This window comes from Curtobacterium sp. Curtsp57 (assembly GCF_047324335.1).
Taxonomy (GTDB): Bacteria; Actinomycetota; Actinomycetes; order Actinomycetales; family Microbacteriaceae; genus Curtobacterium.
The window spans coordinates 498,798-515,726 of sequence record NZ_CP168511.1 but is presented as its reverse complement, the minus strand read 5'-3'; the positions used below and the strand labels follow the sequence as shown (position 1 = coordinate 515,726).

The window sequence follows — 16,929 nt, the reverse complement described above, 5'->3', positions numbered from 1 at the left end:
TCGTGTCCGGTTGGGGGACGAAAAGAGCCCGACGCGGTTGCGTCGGGCTCTCTTGGTTGTTCTTCAGGCCCTGAATGGGCACGTGGGCGATACCAGACTCGAACTGATGACCTCTTCGGTGTGAACGAAGCGCGCTACCAACTGCGCCAATCGCCCCTGCACTTGCGTGCGGATCGATAGTAGCGGATGTCGGGCGGTGTGCCGAACACGGCGGTGCCCCCGCGCGCGTCGGGGTGCTTCGTGCCGCGCTGGATGCGCCTCGATCCGCATGAACTCGGGGGACACGCCCGGTGAACACCCAGGATTTTGGAGAAACGCGTCGGAGTCGGATACAGTTTACGAGTCGCCGCGAGAGCGGGTCAGACATGCGGATGTGGCGCAGTGGTAGCGCATCACCTTGCCAAGGTGAGGGTCGCGAGTTCGAATCTCGTCATCCGCTCGAGTACTGGTTCCCTCGGGATCCGGTTTCTCACCAGAGGGTATCCCACCGTTCGGGTACTCACGGAGACGTGAACCTCGATGGTGGGGTGGCCGAGAGGCTAGGCAGCGGCCTGCAAAGCCGTCCACGCGGGTTCGAATCCCGTCCCCACCTCCAGAATTCAACTCTCTCTGGGCGATTGGCGCAGCGGTAGCGCGCTTCCCTGACACGGAAGAGGTCACTGGTTCGATCCCAGTATCGCCCACCATCTGAAACCCCCGGCCTCGGCCGGGGGTTTCGTCGTTCCTGCTACCGGGTCGGCGACGTCGCCGCGTACGGATCCGTGGCCACGTTTCCGTACACGTCGGTTCGCCGGCGTCGGTCCCGCACCACGCAGATGCCGCGTGCCACGGCGAGGGCGATCATGACCGTGGCGATGCCCGCGAAGAGCCAGCGCCACGAAGCGTCGTCCTCGATGAGCAGCCGCACCGCGAACAAGGCGAGCGGCGCGACGACGAGCAGGCGGCGCCACTCGGGCCACGTCGGCCGCCACAGCACCGTCATGCCCTTCTTCCACCGGCCGACCAGTACGTACGTCAGCAGCAGGACGAACGGCAGCAGCCCGAGCCAGTGCACGAGCGCGTCGGCGGCGTCCTCGTAGAACGGGTGCACGATCTCACGGGCGACTCCACCAGCCGCAGCGGCGGTGAGCACCACCCACATGCGGGCCTCCCACCGGCGAGGATGCCACCACGGTGTGCGCCACCAGGCCACCCGGGTCACGACCGCGCGCCGGCGATCGTCCGCGCGACGGGGAAGGCGGCGGTTCGCGGGCATCACGTGCTCGAGGCCTGGACGACGGCGATGGCGGACGCCACGAACGCGATCACCGCGGCGCTCGACCGCAGGACGTCGATGCGCTCCCAGCGGGTCACGATCCGTTTCCAGTCCGCCGGGGGATCGGCAGGGTCCCAGTCGTTCACGCCGATGTTGATCGGGACGGTCCCGAGGAACGACGCCAGGACGAACACCGTCAGGGCGGCGACCGCGGCGATCCGCCACACGAGCCCGTCGCCTGTTCCACCGACGACGAGGACGGCGATGGATGCCAGGACCGCAGGGATCATCAGGATCGGCACGACGACCTTGAGGGACTTGACCAGTGCGATGCGCGTGCGGACGTGCGCGTCGTCGGGCAGGGCGGCCATCGCCGGCTGGACACCCCACCGGACGATCAGCTCCTCGCCGGCGAGCAACCCGACGAGGACCAGCTGGGCCACGAGGAGGGCGTTCACGTGCGGTCCTCGGCATGATCGGCGCCGACGGTGGGGATGGTGTCCACGATGTTCCCTTCGTCCAGGAACGATCATCGCCCACGCTGCACCTGAAAGACATTTGCAGATCGCGACAACCGGACGTACGATCTGAAAATCCACTTCAGATCGAGGAGTCCCCGTGCAGGAGAACCGTCCCAATCTCGCCGATCCCGGCGTCCTCGACGCACTGTCGCACCCGGTACGGCTCGACGTCCTGGGGTACCTGGCGGCGTCGGGCCCCGCGACGGCGTCACAATGCGCCCGGGCGGTGGGCGACACGCCGTCGAACTGCAGTTACCACCTCAGGGTGCTCGCGTCCCACGGACTGGTCGAACCGGACCCGTCGGGCGACGGTCGGTCCAGGCCGTGGCGGACGAGCATCACCGGCTTCACCACCGACGACGTCGATCCGGCGGACGTGGCGGGACTGGACCGGATGTTGGCGGCGTCGGTCGAGCTCGACCACCACCTCCTGCGCGAGTACCTCCGCGGTCGGGACGCGGTCCCGGGGGCTTGGCGGGCAGCGGACGTCCACGCCAGCTACGGGCTCGCGCTGACACCGACCGAACTCGCCGAGGTCGTCGCGCGGCTCGATGCCGTCGTCCGGCCGTACATCCAGGCCACGCGGGCGAACACCCCCGGTGACGCCGAACACGTCCACCTCTCACTCAGCGCGTTCCCGCGACTCGGGTTCGGCCCCGACCGATGACGAGCACGCCGCCGACCACGCGCCGTGGCCTCGCAGGCTCGGCGATGGCGGTACCGGCGTTCCGACGGCTCTGGCTCGCGGGGCTCGTGTCGGACACCGGCGACTGGCTGATGTTCATCGCGTTGCCGCTCGTCGTCCTCCGGCTCACCGGATCGGCCGTCGGGACGTCGTTCGCGTTCCTCCTCGAACTCGCCCCGCCCGTGCTGCTCGCCCCGGTCGTCGCGCGGGTCACCGACCGGCTGCCACACCGGCGCGTGATGGTCGTCGCGATGCTCGGTCAGGCCCTCACCCTCCTGCCGCTGCTCCTCGTGCACGACCGGTCGGAGCTGCCGCTCGTCTACGCCGTCATCGTCGCGCAGGCGTCGTTCGGCGCGTTCTTCCTGCCGGCCAAGAACGCGCTCCTCCCGACGCTCGTCGGGCTCGATCGGGCGAACTCGGCGAATGCCCTCGTCGGGCTGAACAACGACCTCGGCCGGATCATCGGTGGCCCGCTCGGCGGCGTGCTGCTCGCGGTCGGGTCCATCGGCACGGTGGCGCTCGTCGACGTGGCCTCGTACGTCGTCGCCGCTGCCCTCGTCCTCAGCGTGCCGCACGGGCGACGCGTCGATCCGGCTCCGCCTGCTTCCCCCATCCCGATCGGACCGAACACCGGCGGCGTCCTCCGTGCCCTCGGCGACCGTGCAACGCGGCACCTGGTCCTGGTGAGCACGGTCGCGTCGATCGCGCAGGGGCTCTTCCTCGTCCTGTTCGTCTTCTTCGTGACCGACGTCATCCGTGGCGACGCGGCAGACGTCGGCCTGCTGCGCGGAGTACAGGCGATCGGGGCGATCGGCGCCGGCCTCGCACTGGGGGTCCTCGGCGCGAGGATCGACGCGCTCCGGCTCGCCCTCATCGGTGCGAGCACGTTCACGGTGATCACCGTCCTCGTGTGGAACGCGTCGTTCGTCACCCACGCCGTGCCGGTCTACGCCGTGCTCTTCGCGACGATCGGTGTGCCGGCGGTGTTCATGGGCGCCGGACTCACGAGTCTGCTGCAGCGGGCGGTCGACGGCGCAGTCCGTGGGACGGCGTTCGCTGCGCTCGGGCTCGGGCAAGCGGTCGGTCAGGCGATCGGGATCACCGTCGCCGGTCTCCTCCAGGAACCGCTCGGCACCCTGCCGCTGCTGGAGGTCCAAGCCGCCGCCTACGCGATCACCGCGGTGCTGGCGTTCGTCCTGCTCCCACGGCGGTTCCGCACCCCTCCCGGCTGACGACCAGCATCGCGGTGGCCGACCGGCGCGGCCATCCGCCGGACGGGAGGCTCGGTGCCGGCCCGCACCGTGGCTCCCGTCGGGCGGATGCGGGCCTACGATCGCTGGTATGCGTGTGGCGATCACCGGAGGGACGGGCGTCGAGCGGGACGCTCGGGTGTGACGTGGCGAACATCCTGGTGGTCGAGGACGACCCGGAGATGCGGTCGCTCGTCGAGCGAGGGCTGACCGGCGAGGGGCACACGGTCACCGTCGTGGGCGACGGGATCGCCGCGCTCGTCGCCGCGCGCGCACAGTCGTTCGACGCGGCAGCGATCGACGTGATGCTGCCCGAGATGACCGGGTTCGAGGTCTGCCGACGACTCCGAGAGCTCGGGGAGGACTTCCCGGTGGTGCTCGTCACCGCACGTGACGCCGTGGACGACCGGGTCTTCGGGCTCGACTCCGGTGCCGACGACTACCTGACGAAGCCCTTCGCGATCGCCGAACTCAACGCCCGTATCCGCGCCCACCTCCGGCGGCGCGCTGCCGGGACCGCGACGATCGTGGAGGCGGGGACGGTCCGGCTGGACACCGTCGCGGTCCGGGCGTCGGTCCGCGGCCGCGACATGCCCCTGAGCGTCAAGGAGTTCTCGCTGCTCCGGTTCCTCGTCCAGGGGTCGCCGTCGCCGCGGACGCGAGCGGACGTGCTGCGGGAGGTGTGGGGGAGCGCCGAGCACTTCGACCCCACGATCGTCGACCAGTACGTCAGCTACGTGCGCAAGAAGCTGCACGCAGCAGGGGCCGACGTCGCGATCCGCACGGTCCGCGGCGTCGGGTACGCGCTCGAGGTCGTCGCGTCCTGATGAACGTCTTCCGTCGACTGTCCATCCGCGCCCGTATCACGCTCGGGAGCCTCGTCGTCGGGGCCGTCGTACTGTGCGGCGTCGCCGTGGTGCTGCACGTGCAGATCGAGCGCGCGTCGCTGGCGTCGGACGCGTCGCTCGCGTCCGGCGACGCCGCCCCGTTCGTGTCGGACCTCCTCCACAACCCGGACGAGCCACCGGACCGGCCCGCCGAGGGTGTCCTCGTCGGCATCCGTTCCGCATCGGGACGGTGGGTGGTCGACTCGCTCCCCGCTGACGTGCGGTCCGTGCTGCCCACGGACGTCCCCGAAGGCGGAGTGACGCTCCGCACGGAAGCCGGGCACCGGGTGATGACCGTGGTGGGCACCCCGGTGGTGAACGACGACGGGGCCTTCGTGGTCTGGGCGGCGCACGACGGTCGCGCCGGCGAGGAGACGGTCGCGCGCGTCGACCGGTCGCTCGCGGTCGGTACGGTCCTCGCGCTGCTCGCGTTCGGCGCGGCCGCGTGGCTCCTGTCGACCCTCGCACTCCGACCCGTCGGGCGGATGCGCCGCACCGCCGAGGACCTCAGCGCCGGCAGGACGAGCGGGCACCTGCCGGTCGGGACGTCCGACGACGAACTCGCGGCGCTCGCGCGGACGCTGAACGCCTTCATCGACCGGCAGCGGGAGAACGCCGAGCGGGAGCGTCGGATGGTCTCGGACGCGAGCCACGAACTCCGGACCCCGCTGGCCGCGCTCACCGCCCGGCTGGAGTTGGCGCACCGGTCGGCAGGCGACGCGGACGCGCTCGCCCGGGAGCTGCAGGCCGCTGAGGACGACGCCGCGCGGCTGGTGGCCCTCGCGAACACGATGCTCGAGCTGAGCCGGCTCGACGAGGCGGAGCCGGCGCCGCCGACCGCCGCCGCCGACCTCGTCACCGAGCTCATGGGCTCGATCGACCGGGCGCGGGCGGCACACGGCGCGGGAGACCGCGACATCGACTTCTCGGTCGCCGTCGACGCTCCGGACGAGCGGTACGGGGTCGAACCGGCAGCGTTCGCGCGGGTCGTCGACAACCTCGTCGCCAACGCCGTCGCCGCGGGGGACGCCCGCGGCGTGGTCCGGGTGCAGCTCGAACAGGATGCGACGCGCCGGCTCGTGCTGCGCGTGGTGGACGACGGCCACGGGATCCCGGAGGGCTTCCTGCCGAAGGCCTTCGAGCGGTTCGCCCGAGCCGACAGTTCACGTCGGACGGCGCCGAGCGGGAACGGTACCGGGAGCGGTCTCGGGCTCGCGCTCGTCCGTGGGATCGCCGAACGGGCCGGCGGGACCGCGTCGCTCCGGAACGGCGAGGAGCGCGGCGCGGTCGCGACGGTCGTGCTGCCCCGCACCGACGCTGCCCCACGGCGAGCCTGATCACTCGAAGTCTCGAACGAAGTCCACGTCCCGTTCCGGGTTCCTCCCAAGGGCCGGTGTCGATGCTGAGCGTCACCCGATCACATGCTGGAGAGGAACGAGCCGATGATCGACACCGCTCGGCCCACGGCCCACCCGCTCGCAGCGGCCCCGGCCACCGAACCCCTCGCCGTCGCCGCGCGTCGTCGCGACCGGTCCCGACGTCGTCGCAGTGCGACGACCGACCTGCTCGGGATCCTCGCCTGGATCTCCGCCGCGGTCGCCGTCGCGTTGTGGCTCGCGTCACCCGGATCGCACTCGGTCGTCGGCATCGGTGGGTGGCTCACCGATGCCGGCATCGTCGCCGGCCTGATCGCGACCGACCTCGTCCTCGTGATGCTGGTGCTCGCCGCCCGGGTGCCGCTCATCGACCGCACCTTCGGGCAGGACACGGCGATCGCGGTCCACCGATCGCTCGGCAAGCCGGTGCTGTACCTGCTGCTGGCGCACGGAGCGCTCCTGACACTCGGTTACGGCGCGTCGGCGGGCACCGGGCCGATCGTCGAGACGATCGCGCTCTTCTCGACGCCGGACATGCCGCTGGCGTACCTCGGGCTCGGCCTGTTCGTCGCCGTCGTGGTGTCCTCGCTCGTCGCCGTGCGTCGGCGCCTGCCGTACGAGGCCTGGCACGTCATCCACCTGCTCAGCTACGCGGCGGTGCTCGTCGCGCTGCCGCACATGCTGAGCGCGGGCAGCGTGCTCGCGGCAGGGACGTGGCAGCGGGCGTACTGGATCGCGCTGTACGTCCTCGCGCTCGGCCTCATCGCCGTGTACCGGTTCGCGGTGCCGTTCGTCGTGACCGTCCGGCACCGGATCCGCGTCGTCGGCGTGGAACCCATCGCCCCCGGTGTCGTGTCGATCCACCTCGCCGGGCGCGACCTCGACCGACTCGGCGCGCGCGGCGGACAGTACGGCGTCTGGCGGTTCTGGACGGCGACGACCTGGTGGCACGCCCACCCGGTGTCGTTCTCGGCGGTGCCCGGACGTGACCGGGCCCGCATCACCGTCCGGGACCTCGGCGCGGGGTCGTCGCGACTGGGTCGGATCCGGCCGGGGGCGTTCGTCTCGCTCGAGGGTCCGTACGGCCTCTTCACGAGCCGCGCCCGGACGGCACCGTACCTGGCGCTCGTGGCCTCGGGGATCGGGATCACGCCCGTCCGCGCGTTGCTGGAGGACACCGACCTCCGACCGGGCGAAGCGACGGTGCTCCTGCGTGGGAGCGATGCGCAGCAGCAGTACCTCTGGCGGGAGACCGCCGACCTGGCGGCGACCACGGGCAGCCGGCTCTTCGCGATGGTCGGACACCGTGCTCGGTCCCGAGCGACCTGGATGCCCGAGGAGGACCTCCGTCGCGGCGTCACCCTGCTGTCGGTCTTCCCGCGGCTGCTCGAGTCGGACCTGTACGTCTGCGGGCCCCGCGCCTGGTCGGACCTCGTCGTCCGCGAGGCCCGGCTCGCAGGGGTCCCCGAACACCAGATCCACCAGGAACGGTTCGAGTCATGAGGGCGCGCGCCGTCGTCGGGGGGATCGTGTCGTCGATCGCGGTCCTCGTCATCGGCTGGCAGCTCGGCGGCGAGCCTGCCGTCACCGCGCCGTCGCAGAGCACGACGTCCGGCAGCTCCGCGTCGGGGAGCGGATCATCGGGGAGCGGGTCGTCCGGCAGCACGGCGTCGGGCACCGGCGGGGTGTCCGTCTCGGGCACGTTCACCGGTGATGCCACCCAGACCCGGTACGGCCCCGTGCAGGTCCGGATCACCGTCGCGGGTGGCAAGATCACCGACGTCACCGCCCTGCAGCTCACCGACCACGACGGCCGATCCGTGCAGATCAGCCAGCAAGCGGCACCGATCCTCCGGCAGGAGGCCCTCGCCGCACAGTCCGCGTCGATCCAGGCCGTGAGTGGCGCGACCTTCACCAGCGAGGGGTACACGACTTCGCTGCAGTCCGCGATCGACAAGGCGGGACTGTGAACGACGTCCTGACCTTCGAGACGATGGGGACCGTCGTCAGTCTCCGCGGAGCGACCGCGGCGGCTGCGTCCGAGGTCCGCGCCGTGTTCGCGGGCTACGACCACCGGTACAGCCTCTACGACCCGTCATCGGTCCTCAGTCGGGTGGCCGACGGCACGATCCGGCTCCCCGACACACCGGAGCAGGTCCGCGACGTGTACGCACTTGCTCTGGACTGGCGGGAGCGGACCGGCGGCGCGTTCACCCCGCACCGCCCCGACGGCGTGGTCGACCTCTCCGGCGTCGTGAAGGCACTCGCCATCCGCGACGCGGGAGCGGTGCTGGACGAGGCGGGTGCCGACTGGATGATCAGCGCCGGCGGCGACGTGCTCGTCCGTGGGATGCACCGCGGTGTCGAGCCGTGGAGCGTCGGGGTGGTCGACCCGGCGCACCGCGACACGGTCGTCGGCGTCGTCCGTCTCGACGCGCCCCGCCGTGCGGTCGCGACCTCCGGGACCGCCGAACGCGGCGAGCACATCTGGCGAAGCACGACTCCGACGTTCGTGCAGGCGACCGTGGTCGCGGACGACGTCGTCACCGCCGACGTGCTCGCCACCGCGATCGTCGCCGGCGACGAGGAGGACCTCGGTCGGTTCACGAGCGACGTCGACGTCGACGTCCTGGCCTTCGGGGCGGACGGGAGGGTGTGGGCGACGCCCGGTGCGTCCTCCTGGGTCACCACCGGAGCGGCACCGGTGCCCTGATCGGCCCGCGGAGCCGACGGCAGCCCCGTCGGACCGTCGTCCGGCGGGGGCTGCCGACCGGTCAGGAACCGCTGGTCGGCGATGTGCTCGGCGCATCCGTGGACTGCTTCGGGGCGTCCTTCGGCGGCTTCGGGGCATCGGTCGGGTTCGGAGCGGCAGCGGCCCCGTCCGGTGCGGGCCCGTCCTTCGGCGGGGTGGGTGCTGCAGCTGCCGGTCCTCCGCCGGCACCCGGAGCGCAGGTACCGCCCGGTCCGCTCGCAGCACCCGGTCCCGCCGCGTCGGGTCCTGCTGCACCCGGCGTCGGTGCGCCGGTCGGCGCGCCCGTCGGAGCGCCCGACGGCTTGCCCGAGGGCGCGCCGGACGGGGCTGCCACCGGCGTGCTCCCGCCGTCGCCACCGGCCGCCACCGCCGCGGTCACACCGACGCCGCCGATCAGCACGGCGACGATCGCCGCGCCGATCCCGATCCGCCGCCCGAGACGACGGGGTCGGTCGGTGGCGGACGCCGGAGCCGGGGCCTCGGCGGCGGCGAACTGCTCGGTCGGCTGCGCGCCCTGGCCGAAGCCGCCGCGCGGGTACTCCCGTGTCGGTTCGTCGTGCTGGTTCTCGTTCTCGTTCTCGTTCGCCATGGTGTCTCCACTTCGTCGTCCGGCGGTGCCGGGTCGGCTGTGCTGCCGACGTGGACCACGGTCGAAGTCGAATCTGAAGCATGACTGAAGCACAGGTGCTCCCCAGGTCGTTCCAGGCTTCGTGATCGAATCGCGGACGTACGGTGTCCGCCGTGCCCAGTCCAGCCCGCGTCCTGCTCATCGACGACGACGAGACCATCCGTGTCTCCGTCGCACGCTCCCTGCGCGACGAGGGCCTCGTCGTGCTCGACGCCCCCGACGGCTCCGGGCTCCACCGGGACCTCGCGGCGTTCGTCCCGGACCTCGTGGTCCTGGACTGGATGCTCCCCGGTGCGAGCGGGATCCAGCTCGCCGGGAGCGTTCGCACCTCGTCTGACGCGGCCATCGTGATGCTGACCGCCCGGGACGACGTCGAGGACCGGCTCAGGGGGTTCGCCGAGGGCGCTGACGACTACGTCGTGAAGCCGTTCGCGATCGCGGAACTCGTCGCCAGGGTCACCGCGGTCCTCCGCCGCCGTGGTCGGGTGCCGGCCGTGATCGAGGTCGGCGACCTGGTCCTCGACCCCGACGCCGCGGTCGCGCGTCGCGCCGGTGTCGTGCTCGAGCTCACCGCGACCGAGTTCCGACTGCTCGCCTTCCTCGCCGAGAGCCGCGGCCGGACCCTGTCGAAGGGGCAGATCCTGACGCAGGTGTGGGGGTACGACAGCGTCGACCCGAACCTCGTCGAGGTCCACCTCAGCGCGCTCCGGCGGAAGATGGAAGTGCACGGCCCACGACTCGTCCACACGGTGCGCGGTCTCGGGTACCGATTGAGTGCGGTGGCGGCGTGAACGGCGAGGCGCCCAGCGCGTCGGTCCTCCGCACCGGTTCGCTCCGGATGCGGACCGTCGTCGCGGTCCTGGTCCTGCTGGCGGTCCTCCTCGGCGCGCTCGGTGTCGTCGTGCAGGCAACCCTCGGCGACCGGCTCCGCGCCCAGGTCGAGGACCGGTTGCGCGACCGTGCTTCGGCGGCGGCCGCCCTCGTCGGGACGGTCGACGCGGCTGACCTCGCCGACCGGCTGTCGATGCAGGGCCTCTCGGTGACGATCACGGCCGCCGACGGCGGTTCCGTGGAGGCCGGTCCCAGCCCGGACCAGCTGCGGCACGGTCCACCGGACCCCGGGACCCTCCCCGCGCCGGCGGCCGCTCCCGCGCGGGACGCCACGGCGGACCCCTCAACGACCGGGACCGATGCGGCGTCGCACGTGACGATCAGGTCTTCGCGGCTCACCGAGGGCGACCGGATCGTCACGCTCGTGTCGACCCTGAGCGACGGCTCGCGGATCCGGCTCACCGCCGGAACCGGCCCCGTCGACGAGGTCCTCGGCGAACTCCGATGGGTGATGCTCGCCGCGTCCGTCGGGTTCATGCTCGTGGCGGCGGTCGGCCTGGTCATCGTGGTGCGGCGGACGATGCGCCCGCTCGACGTGATGACGAACGCCGCACGCTCGATCGCGCACGGTGACCGCGGGCGGCGCCTCCGTCCGGCCCGCCAGGGAACCGAGATCGGTCGCGTCGCGGTGGCCTTCGACGAGATGCTCGACGCCGTCGAGGGTGCGGAACGACAGGCCGTCTCGGCGGAGGCCCGGATGCGGTCCTTCTTGTCGGACGCCGCACATGAGCTGCGGACGCCGGTGGCCGGGATCACCGCTGCCGCCGACACCCTGGTGCGTGCACGCCCCGACGTGGTGGAGCGTGAAGAGCTCGCCGTGCACGTGGTCCGGCAGGCCGGTCGGGCGGCGCGGCTCGTGGACGACCTGTTGCTGATGGCGCGGGTGGACGGCGGCCTCGCGCTCGAGCCAGCGTCCGTGGACCTCGGCGCCATCGCGAGGAGTGAGGCCGACCGTGCACGGCTCCGCTCGCCGGGCCTCACCGTCCAGGTCTCCGAGACGGATGGCGCAGTCGTCGTGTCCGCGGACGGCGACCGGATCGGCCAGGTCCTCGCCAACCTCCTCGAGAACGCCGCCAGGGCGACCGACGGCGCCGGGCACGTCGTGGTCGAGATCGACCGGCTGGGCGACGTGGGCCGTGTGCGCGTCGCCGACGACGGGCCCGGGATCCCGGCGGTCGACCGTGCGCGTGTGTTCGACCGGCTCGTCCGGCTCGACGCTGCTCGGGCGGCGAGCGGCGGGGGAGCGGGGCTCGGCCTGCCGATCGCACGGGGCATCGCTCGGGCGCACGGCGGCGAGCTCGTCTGCCCGCCGGGAGTCGGCACCGTGTTCGTGCTCACGATCCCGGCAACGACCGACCAGCACACACCGACCAGGCATGGTGGTCTGCAGCCGATCGGCTTGCCGACCGGAGGATGCGGGATCGTGACCTGAGCAATCGTCCAGACTGCCCGTCGAGCGGCGTGCACTCGCTACGGTGTCCGGGTGGGGAACAGCAACGGAACGGGTCGGCGTCGTGGCGGGCTGATCGGCATCGTCGTCGTGGCGGCGTACCTCGTGCTGCGGTTCGGCGTGCTGGCGTGGCGCGAGCACGAGGCTGGCATGTCGACGGGAGCCGTGATCGGGACGCTGTTCCTCTACGCCGCTGCGATCTTCGCGATCATCGAGATCGTCCTGGCGGTGCAGAACGCGTCGACCCGACGACGGGAGGCTGCACTCGCCCTCGCCCATCCCGGTGCGCACCTCGCTCCGGCGCTCTTCACGAAGGACCTCGCGACCGACGTCCGCCGCACCGCCGCGATGCTCGGCGCCGAGCCCGGTCCGGACGTCCCTCGACGTGGACACGCGACGGTCGTCGCCGACCACAACGGCATCGGCATCTACGTGGGCGGCACCACGCCGCGGCTCGTCCTCGGTATTCCGCGCAACCAGGTGCGCGCGGTCTCGACCGGCGAGACGAAGGCCGCCGGCCGGTACACCTTCGGCACCGTCGACGCCCTCCGGGTCATCGTGGACAACGGGCAGTGGACGAGCATCGACGTGCCGCTCTACCGCACCGTGATCGGCTTCGCGAAGCACCTGCACGGTGGGGCGCTCGAGGCCCAGGTGCGCTCGGTCGCGGTGGCCGCCGGGGTGCGACAGGAGACGCCGTTGCCCGGGACGACGCGGTGAACCGCCGAACGGGTGTCGCGGCACTCGGTCTCGCCGCCGTGCTCACGGTGACGGGCTGCGCGACCGCGGGCTCGGCGCACCACGCCGCGACGGACGAACGACCGGCCACGGCGAGTCCGACCGCGTCCGCGACCCCGACGGCTGTTGCGGACCCGGCCGGCCCGGCACCGGCAGCGGGGACCGTCGTCCTCGACACCGACCTGGCCACCGCGGACGGTCGCGCGTCGATCCACCTGCAGGTGGTCGCCACCGGCAACGACGACTACGTCGTGCAGACCTCGGCGTACCGGTCGACCCTCGGCCAGCCGCTCGCGATCTTCTTCCGCCAGTTCGACGAGCGGGTCGGTGACACAATCTCCGACGGGGTCAGCTTCGGCTACGACGCCTGGGGAGCGCCGGGGGAGACGGCGCAGGTCCCCGATCAGCAGTTCCGACTGCAGGAAGCGGGCGACGACCCGAGCTTCCTCAGGACCGCGGTGCTGGTCGACCGGCCGGAGACCTCCCCGTGGACGGTGCTCGGCGTCGCGCGGCTGGACTGGCACGTGCCGGACCGGCACCCGGGTCTCACGGTGCACGACTCCGGTCAGCTGGCCGGCGCGACGGGCACCGTCGAGAGCATCGACGGCGTGCCGAGGTGGTACCACGTCGCCGACGGCGACACCCTCGACGCGATCGAACACCGCTTCGGCGTGACCGTCGCCGACCTCCGGTACCTCAGTGCACGGCAGGCGCTCGGTCTGGCGTACGAGTTGCGAGCCGGCGAGACCCTCAACCTCGACCGGACGAGACGCTGACCTCAGGCGTCAGGCGTCAGGCGTCAGGCGTCAGGCCGGCCGGTAGACGCTGATCGCCGGCGCGTCACCGGCGTCGTGTGTCTCGTCCGTCGCCGCCCACATGCGCCCGTCGTGCTCGATGGTCGGCGGCAGGTCGCCGCGCACCAGGATCCGGACCGCCGGAGCGTCCCCGTCGACCAGGTCGACGCCGTGGGAGTCGGGTTCGGCAGGCGTGCCGTCGGTGGTGTCCTTCACGAAGTCGCTCATGCGCCCAGCCAACACCTCGTCGCCGAATGCTCGTGATCATGATCCGTCGTGGACGATGGCTTTCTGCGCGAGCCAGCGGACGAGTTGAATGTCGTGCCCGAGGAGCCCTTCATCCGGACTGTTCGGGAGAAGGAGACCGATCGCGCTCGGTGTGTCGTGTTGTTTCTTGTGCACGATGCGATTCCGCAGTTTGTAGACGTGCTGAGCGACAGATTCCCAGAGCCGCTCTTCCGATTCGTCTGCCACGATGCTGGGTACTGCTTCTAGGTGTTCCGTCGTGAGTGATGCGTGCCGAGCTTCGTCGCTCGTGATGAAACGACGGAGTTCCGGCGCAGACACACATGTCTGGAGTACCGATCGGAGCTGCACGTGCTCCTTCGTCGATGCCACGAACGAGGACGCGGCGTCCGCAAGGAGGTTGTGGACGGCCTCGGAGTCGGATCGGTCGAACGTCGGATCACGAAGCGTGGACTTCGCCCGCTCGATGGCGAGGCGTTGCGAGAACGAGCCGAAGAAGTGCTCGAGGACCTGGTAGTACGCGACGTACTGGGCCAGGGGGAGTCGGGAGTTCGACGCCGCGTACCAGTACAGCGACTTGGCGTCTGGTCGGTACCGCGCGGAGGGGTATCGCATCTGGAGGTCGTCCGGAGTCGGCGCGGCGGTCACCGCCTGGGTGGGAACGGCCGCCAGCTGCAGTCCCCAACCCGTCCGCATGTCCAGTTCGAAGAGGAAGTCGGATGCGACCCCGCGGAGGAGCGCCGCAGGTGCTTCGTGCACCGCCGCCACGGTCACCTTGAGGGTTGCCAGCGGTTCGTCCAGCTCGACGTCGAAGAACGACGTGAAGGCACGCGAGGGCGCGGACAACTCGATGGTCGCCTCAGGCCCCTGGAACCGGATCATCTGGCCCTCGGGGAACAACAGGCGAAGGTCGCCCTCGCCGTCTTGGAACTGGTAGAAGAGGCTCCGCTCTTCTTCGGCCTTCACTGGGTCAGTTGATGTGTCGGGGGAAGCCCAGATCGGATGTGGCCGGCGGGTCGACATGCGAATGCCCGGGGTGACGGAGGCCTCGACGGTCTGCGTGGCATCGTGCCATATGGCTTCGAACCCATCGACGAAGCGGATCCGCTCGAACTCGATGGCGGCGAATGCGGACCATCGGTCCCACGGCACGTGCAGCTCACGAGACCCGTTGCCCTGCGGGATGTCGATCTTCCAGACGTCGGAGTAGTACTCGTCCTCGAGTCGTCCGGCTTGTTCCGGGTCCGGTTCGATCACCCACGCTCCGTCTTGCAGGCGCCTGATGAGCTCGGCGTGGACGTTCGTGTCCAGCGGCGAGTTCGGCGGATACCTGAAGCGCAGCTGCGGTCGGGTGCGTCGTCGTTCAGCCATGGCCCCATCGTGGCGGAGCGGGTCGGACGCCGAGGACGGACACGCCCGGGTCCTGTCGGGAATCGGGGGGACCCATCGAAGACGGGTATGCTGGCCCTGTTCGACCGTCTGGTCGTGCTTGCGGATGTGGCGCAGTGGTAGCGCATCACCTTGCCAAGGTGAGGGTCGCGAGTTCGAATCTCGTCATCCGCTCGGGAACCGCCGGCTCCACCCGGCCCCCCACGAACCCCGACCTCGGTCGGGGTTCTCTGGTTTCCGGGCCGTCCGGGCCGTCCGGGCCGTCCGGGTCTACCGCGGACGCAGCAGGCGCAGGGCTCCCGCACGGACGAAGACGCCTCAGACCTCGGCGGCCCTGACCCCCGGCATGCCGACCCGGCGACGATCCCCGACGAGCACGACCGTCACGAGCACCCTGCCACATGCTCGACAGCGTGCGACGGACCCCATCGGACTCCGGTGCACGCGGGCCTCGCCGAGGGGACCCGACGAACCACATCCCGCGCAACGGAGCCGCGCCGCCGTCGGGTCGTCCCCGAGGACGTCGGCCAGGTCACCGGCGAGGACGTTGCCGTCGACGACGCTCACGACGTGCCTCCGAACCGCTCGGCGCGGAGGTCCGCGGTGTCGTGCCCGAGCTCGCCGAGCCACCCGAGGACCTGTTCCACGAACGACGTCGAGCCGCACACGTACGTCAGCGCGCCCGCGTCGGGCGGGAACACCGCCTCGGCGAGCGCCGCACGGGTCAGCCGTCCCGCCGGTTCCGCCGCGCCCTCCGGCGCCCGTCGGCTGTACACGACGGTCACCTCGAGCGGGGCGGACGCAGTGCGTGCCGCGTCGATCTCTGGTCGGAAGAAGACGTCGTCCGGTGTCCGCACGGCCGCGAGCAGCCGGAACGGGGCCTGGTCGCCCGCCGCGGCGTGTGCCGAGACCATCGCGACGAGGGGCACGATGCCGGATCCACCCGCGATGAGCTGCACGGGGCGGGGATCGCCCGGCGTCGGGCGCCAGACGAACCACCCGCCGAGGGGACCGTGCACCTCGAGGGCGTCGCCGACCTCGATCGCGTCGACGAGGAACGGGGAGACCTCCCCGTCGTCGACCCGGTCGACGGCGAGGGTCACGCGGGTGCCGGGGCCCTGCGACGCGATGGAGTACGAGCGGGTGGCCTGGTACCCGTCCTCGGCGGTGAGCCGGAGGTCCAGGTGTTGACCGGCGTCGTTGCCCGGCCAGGTCGGGACGTCGAGGACGATCCGGCGCGATGACGGCGTCTCCATGGTGGCGGACGCGACCGTGGCCTGGTGCCAGGCCGGCCGCCGACGGGTCGCGAGTGGCGTGACGGTGGCGACCCCTGCCTCCAGTCCGCTCACCAGTACCGTTCTTCCTTCCACGGGTCGCCGTGCAGGTGGTAGCCCGCGTTCTCCCAGAAGCCGGGCTCGTCGTCGGCCTGCATGACGATCCCGCGCACCCACTTCGCGCTCTTCCAGAAGTACAGGTGCGGGACGAGCAGCCGCGCCGGCCCGCCGTGCTCGGCCTCGAGTGGCGCGCCGTCCGCCTCGAAGGCGATCCAGGCCTGTCCGTCGAGGAGCTCGTCGAGCGGCACGTTGGTCGTGTAGCCGCCGACGCTGTGCACCATGCAGAAGTCCAGGGACGTCTCGACCTGCTCGAACAACCGGTCCAGCGGGACGCCGCGCCACGGCATCGCGAGCTTGGACCAGTGCGTGACGCAGTGGATGTCGACGGTGACGTCCTCGACCCCGAGCGCGTGCACCTCGTCCCACGTCCACTCGTGCAGCGCGGTCTCGGTCCGGATCGAGAAGGTCCAGTCCGTGGGGGAGACCTCTGGGGTGTCCCCGGCGGACAGGACGGGCCAGTCGCGCACCAGGGTCTGACCGGGTGGCAACCGATCGTCTTCGTCACGTCGTCGTCCGCCGAATCCGCGTGTGAAGGTCGCCATCGGTGCTCCTCGTCTCGAGACGATCCTGGCCCTGATCCGGCGGCGCTGTGTAACGGGTTCGTAAACGTTCGGCTGCTCCCCTGACCCGGCTGCATCCGCGGCGCTGCGCGGAAACCCTGGTCGCAGAGGCG

The 16,929-nt window shown here is 71.4% G+C and carries 19 protein-coding genes and 5 tRNA genes; 15 read left to right on the top strand and 9 right to left on the bottom strand.

Going from position 1 to position 16,929, the window contains the following annotated elements; all coding sequences use genetic code 11:
• Nucleotides 1–83: 83 nt before the first annotated feature.
• Nucleotides 84–156 (bottom strand) — tRNA-Val (locus ACEN9V_RS02385).
• 211 nt (nucleotides 157–367) lie between these two features.
• Here ACEN9V_RS02385 and ACEN9V_RS02380 point away from each other — a divergent pair.
• From ACEN9V_RS02380 to ACEN9V_RS02370, 3 genes are all read left to right on the top strand, one after another.
• Nucleotides 368–439, top strand: a tRNA-Gly gene (locus ACEN9V_RS02380).
• 82 nt (nucleotides 440–521) lie between these two features.
• Nucleotides 522–595 (top strand) — tRNA-Cys (locus tag ACEN9V_RS02375).
• A 16-nt stretch (nucleotides 596–611) separates the two neighbouring features.
• Nucleotides 612–686 (top strand) — tRNA-Val (locus ACEN9V_RS02370).
• Between the two features lie 41 nt (nucleotides 687–727).
• Here ACEN9V_RS02370 and ACEN9V_RS02365 read toward each other — a convergent pair.
• Together ACEN9V_RS02365 and ACEN9V_RS02360 are read right to left on the bottom strand one after the other, a co-directional pair.
• Nucleotides 728–1,141, bottom strand: coding sequence for a hypothetical protein (locus tag ACEN9V_RS02365; protein WP_413601978.1), 414 nt, complete (start codon nucleotides 1,139–1,141; stop codon nucleotides 728–730).
• A gap of 113 nt (nucleotides 1,142–1,254) precedes the next feature.
• On the bottom strand, nucleotides 1,255–1,713 hold the full coding sequence (locus ACEN9V_RS02360) for an anthrone oxygenase family protein (protein WP_413601977.1): 459 nt from the start codon (nucleotides 1,711–1,713) through the stop codon (nucleotides 1,255–1,257).
• Nucleotides 1,714–1,873: 160 nt separating this feature from the next.
• Here ACEN9V_RS02360 and ACEN9V_RS02355 point away from each other — a divergent pair, with 160 nt between their 5' ends.
• The 7 genes from ACEN9V_RS02355 (at nucleotide 1,874) to ACEN9V_RS02325 (ending at nucleotide 8,687) form a co-directional block, all read left to right on the top strand.
• Nucleotides 1,874–2,443, top strand: coding sequence for a helix-turn-helix domain-containing protein (locus tag ACEN9V_RS02355; protein WP_413601976.1), 570 nt, complete (start codon nucleotides 1,874–1,876; stop codon nucleotides 2,441–2,443).
• Nucleotides 2,440–3,693, top strand: coding sequence for an MFS transporter (locus tag ACEN9V_RS02350; RefSeq protein WP_413601975.1), 1,254 nt, complete (start codon nucleotides 2,440–2,442; stop codon nucleotides 3,691–3,693). Before ACEN9V_RS02355 ends, ACEN9V_RS02350 begins: the two co-directional genes overlap by 4 nt.
• 164 nt (nucleotides 3,694–3,857) lie before the next feature.
• The gene (locus ACEN9V_RS02345; RefSeq protein ID WP_281264489.1) at nucleotides 3,858–4,538 is read left to right on the top strand and encodes a response regulator transcription factor; all 681 of its coding nucleotides are present in this window, start codon (nucleotides 3,858–3,860) and stop codon (nucleotides 4,536–4,538) included.
• Nucleotides 4,538–5,935 carry an ATP-binding protein gene (locus tag ACEN9V_RS02340; RefSeq protein WP_413601974.1) on the top strand — a complete coding sequence of 466 codons (1,398 nt, stop codon included), beginning with the start codon at nucleotides 4,538–4,540 and terminating at the stop codon, nucleotides 5,933–5,935. The genes ACEN9V_RS02345 and ACEN9V_RS02340 overlap by 1 nt, the downstream gene beginning before the upstream one ends.
• A 105-nt stretch (nucleotides 5,936–6,040) precedes the next feature.
• Nucleotides 6,041–7,477 (top strand): ferric reductase-like transmembrane domain-containing protein, encoded by a 1,437-nt coding sequence (locus ACEN9V_RS02335; protein WP_413601973.1) that lies wholly within the window; start codon nucleotides 6,041–6,043, stop codon nucleotides 7,475–7,477.
• The gene (locus ACEN9V_RS02330; protein WP_413601972.1) at nucleotides 7,474–7,944 is read left to right on the top strand and encodes an FMN-binding protein; all 471 of its coding nucleotides are present in this window, start codon (nucleotides 7,474–7,476) and stop codon (nucleotides 7,942–7,944) included. The genes ACEN9V_RS02335 and ACEN9V_RS02330 overlap by 4 nt, the downstream gene beginning before the upstream one ends.
• Nucleotides 7,941–8,687: an FAD:protein FMN transferase gene (locus ACEN9V_RS02325; RefSeq protein ID WP_413601971.1), complete on the top strand. Its 747-nt coding sequence runs from the start codon at nucleotides 7,941–7,943 to the stop codon at nucleotides 8,685–8,687. The genes ACEN9V_RS02330 and ACEN9V_RS02325 overlap by 4 nt, the downstream gene beginning before the upstream one ends.
• Nucleotides 8,688–8,748: 61 nt before the next feature.
• Here ACEN9V_RS02325 and ACEN9V_RS02320 read toward each other — a convergent pair whose 3' ends face one another.
• The gene (locus ACEN9V_RS02320; RefSeq protein WP_413601970.1) at nucleotides 8,749–9,315 is read right to left on the bottom strand and encodes a hypothetical protein; all 567 of its coding nucleotides are present in this window, start codon (nucleotides 9,313–9,315) and stop codon (nucleotides 8,749–8,751) included.
• Nucleotides 9,316–9,467: 152 nt separating this feature from the next.
• On the opposite strand from ACEN9V_RS02320, the gene ACEN9V_RS02315 reads away from it, so the two are divergent.
• Genes ACEN9V_RS02315 through ACEN9V_RS02300 form a run of 4 tightly spaced genes read left to right on the top strand, consistent with a single transcriptional unit; the run spans nucleotide 9,468 to nucleotide 13,209 of the window.
• On the top strand, nucleotides 9,468–10,145 hold the full coding sequence (locus ACEN9V_RS02315; protein WP_281264495.1) for a response regulator: 678 nt from the start codon (nucleotides 9,468–9,470) through the stop codon (nucleotides 10,143–10,145).
• Nucleotides 10,142–11,677 (top strand): sensor histidine kinase, encoded by a 1,536-nt coding sequence (locus ACEN9V_RS02310; RefSeq protein ID WP_413601969.1) that lies wholly within the window; start codon nucleotides 10,142–10,144, stop codon nucleotides 11,675–11,677. Before ACEN9V_RS02315 ends, ACEN9V_RS02310 begins: the two co-directional genes overlap by 4 nt.
• Before the next feature lie 51 nt (nucleotides 11,678–11,728).
• Complete coding sequence (locus tag ACEN9V_RS02305; protein ID WP_413601968.1) at nucleotides 11,729–12,415, top strand: hypothetical protein; 687 nt, start codon at nucleotides 11,729–11,731, stop codon at nucleotides 12,413–12,415.
• The gene (locus tag ACEN9V_RS02300; RefSeq protein ID WP_413601967.1) at nucleotides 12,412–13,209 is read left to right on the top strand and encodes a hypothetical protein; all 798 of its coding nucleotides are present in this window, start codon (nucleotides 12,412–12,414) and stop codon (nucleotides 13,207–13,209) included. The genes ACEN9V_RS02305 and ACEN9V_RS02300 overlap by 4 nt, the downstream gene beginning before the upstream one ends.
• A 30-nt stretch (nucleotides 13,210–13,239) precedes the next feature.
• Here the strand turns inward: ACEN9V_RS02300 and ACEN9V_RS02295 are convergent, their stop codons facing one another.
• Together ACEN9V_RS02295 and ACEN9V_RS02290 are read right to left on the bottom strand one after the other, a co-directional pair.
• Nucleotides 13,240–13,455 (bottom strand): hypothetical protein, encoded by a 216-nt coding sequence (locus ACEN9V_RS02295; RefSeq protein ID WP_402728693.1) that lies wholly within the window; start codon nucleotides 13,453–13,455, stop codon nucleotides 13,240–13,242.
• A gap of 36 nt (nucleotides 13,456–13,491) precedes the next feature.
• The gene (locus ACEN9V_RS02290) at nucleotides 13,492–14,844 is read right to left on the bottom strand and encodes a hypothetical protein (RefSeq protein ID WP_413601966.1); all 1,353 of its coding nucleotides are present in this window, start codon (nucleotides 14,842–14,844) and stop codon (nucleotides 13,492–13,494) included.
• Between the two features lie 120 nt (nucleotides 14,845–14,964).
• On the opposite strand from ACEN9V_RS02290, the gene ACEN9V_RS02285 reads away from it, so the two are divergent.
• Nucleotides 14,965–15,036: transfer RNA gene (locus tag ACEN9V_RS02285), tRNA-Gly, on the top strand.
• Nucleotides 15,037–15,180: 144 nt separating this feature from the next.
• Here the strand turns inward: ACEN9V_RS02285 and ACEN9V_RS02280 are convergent.
• The 3 genes from ACEN9V_RS02280 to ACEN9V_RS02270 are packed head-to-tail and all read right to left on the bottom strand — an operon-like array spanning nucleotide 15,181 to nucleotide 16,798.
• The gene (locus tag ACEN9V_RS02280) at nucleotides 15,181–15,429 is read right to left on the bottom strand and encodes a DUF6510 family protein (RefSeq protein ID WP_413601965.1); all 249 of its coding nucleotides are present in this window, start codon (nucleotides 15,427–15,429) and stop codon (nucleotides 15,181–15,183) included.
• Entirely contained in the window at nucleotides 15,426–16,211 is a 786-nt protein-coding gene (locus tag ACEN9V_RS02275; RefSeq protein ID WP_413601964.1) for an FAD-binding oxidoreductase, read from the bottom strand. Before ACEN9V_RS02275 ends, ACEN9V_RS02280 begins: the two co-directional genes overlap by 4 nt.
• Nucleotides 16,208–16,798: a molybdopterin-dependent oxidoreductase gene (locus ACEN9V_RS02270; protein WP_413601963.1), complete on the bottom strand. Its 591-nt coding sequence runs from the start codon at nucleotides 16,796–16,798 to the stop codon at nucleotides 16,208–16,210. Before ACEN9V_RS02270 ends, ACEN9V_RS02275 begins: the two co-directional genes overlap by 4 nt.
• Nucleotides 16,799–16,929: the final 131 nt, after the last annotated feature.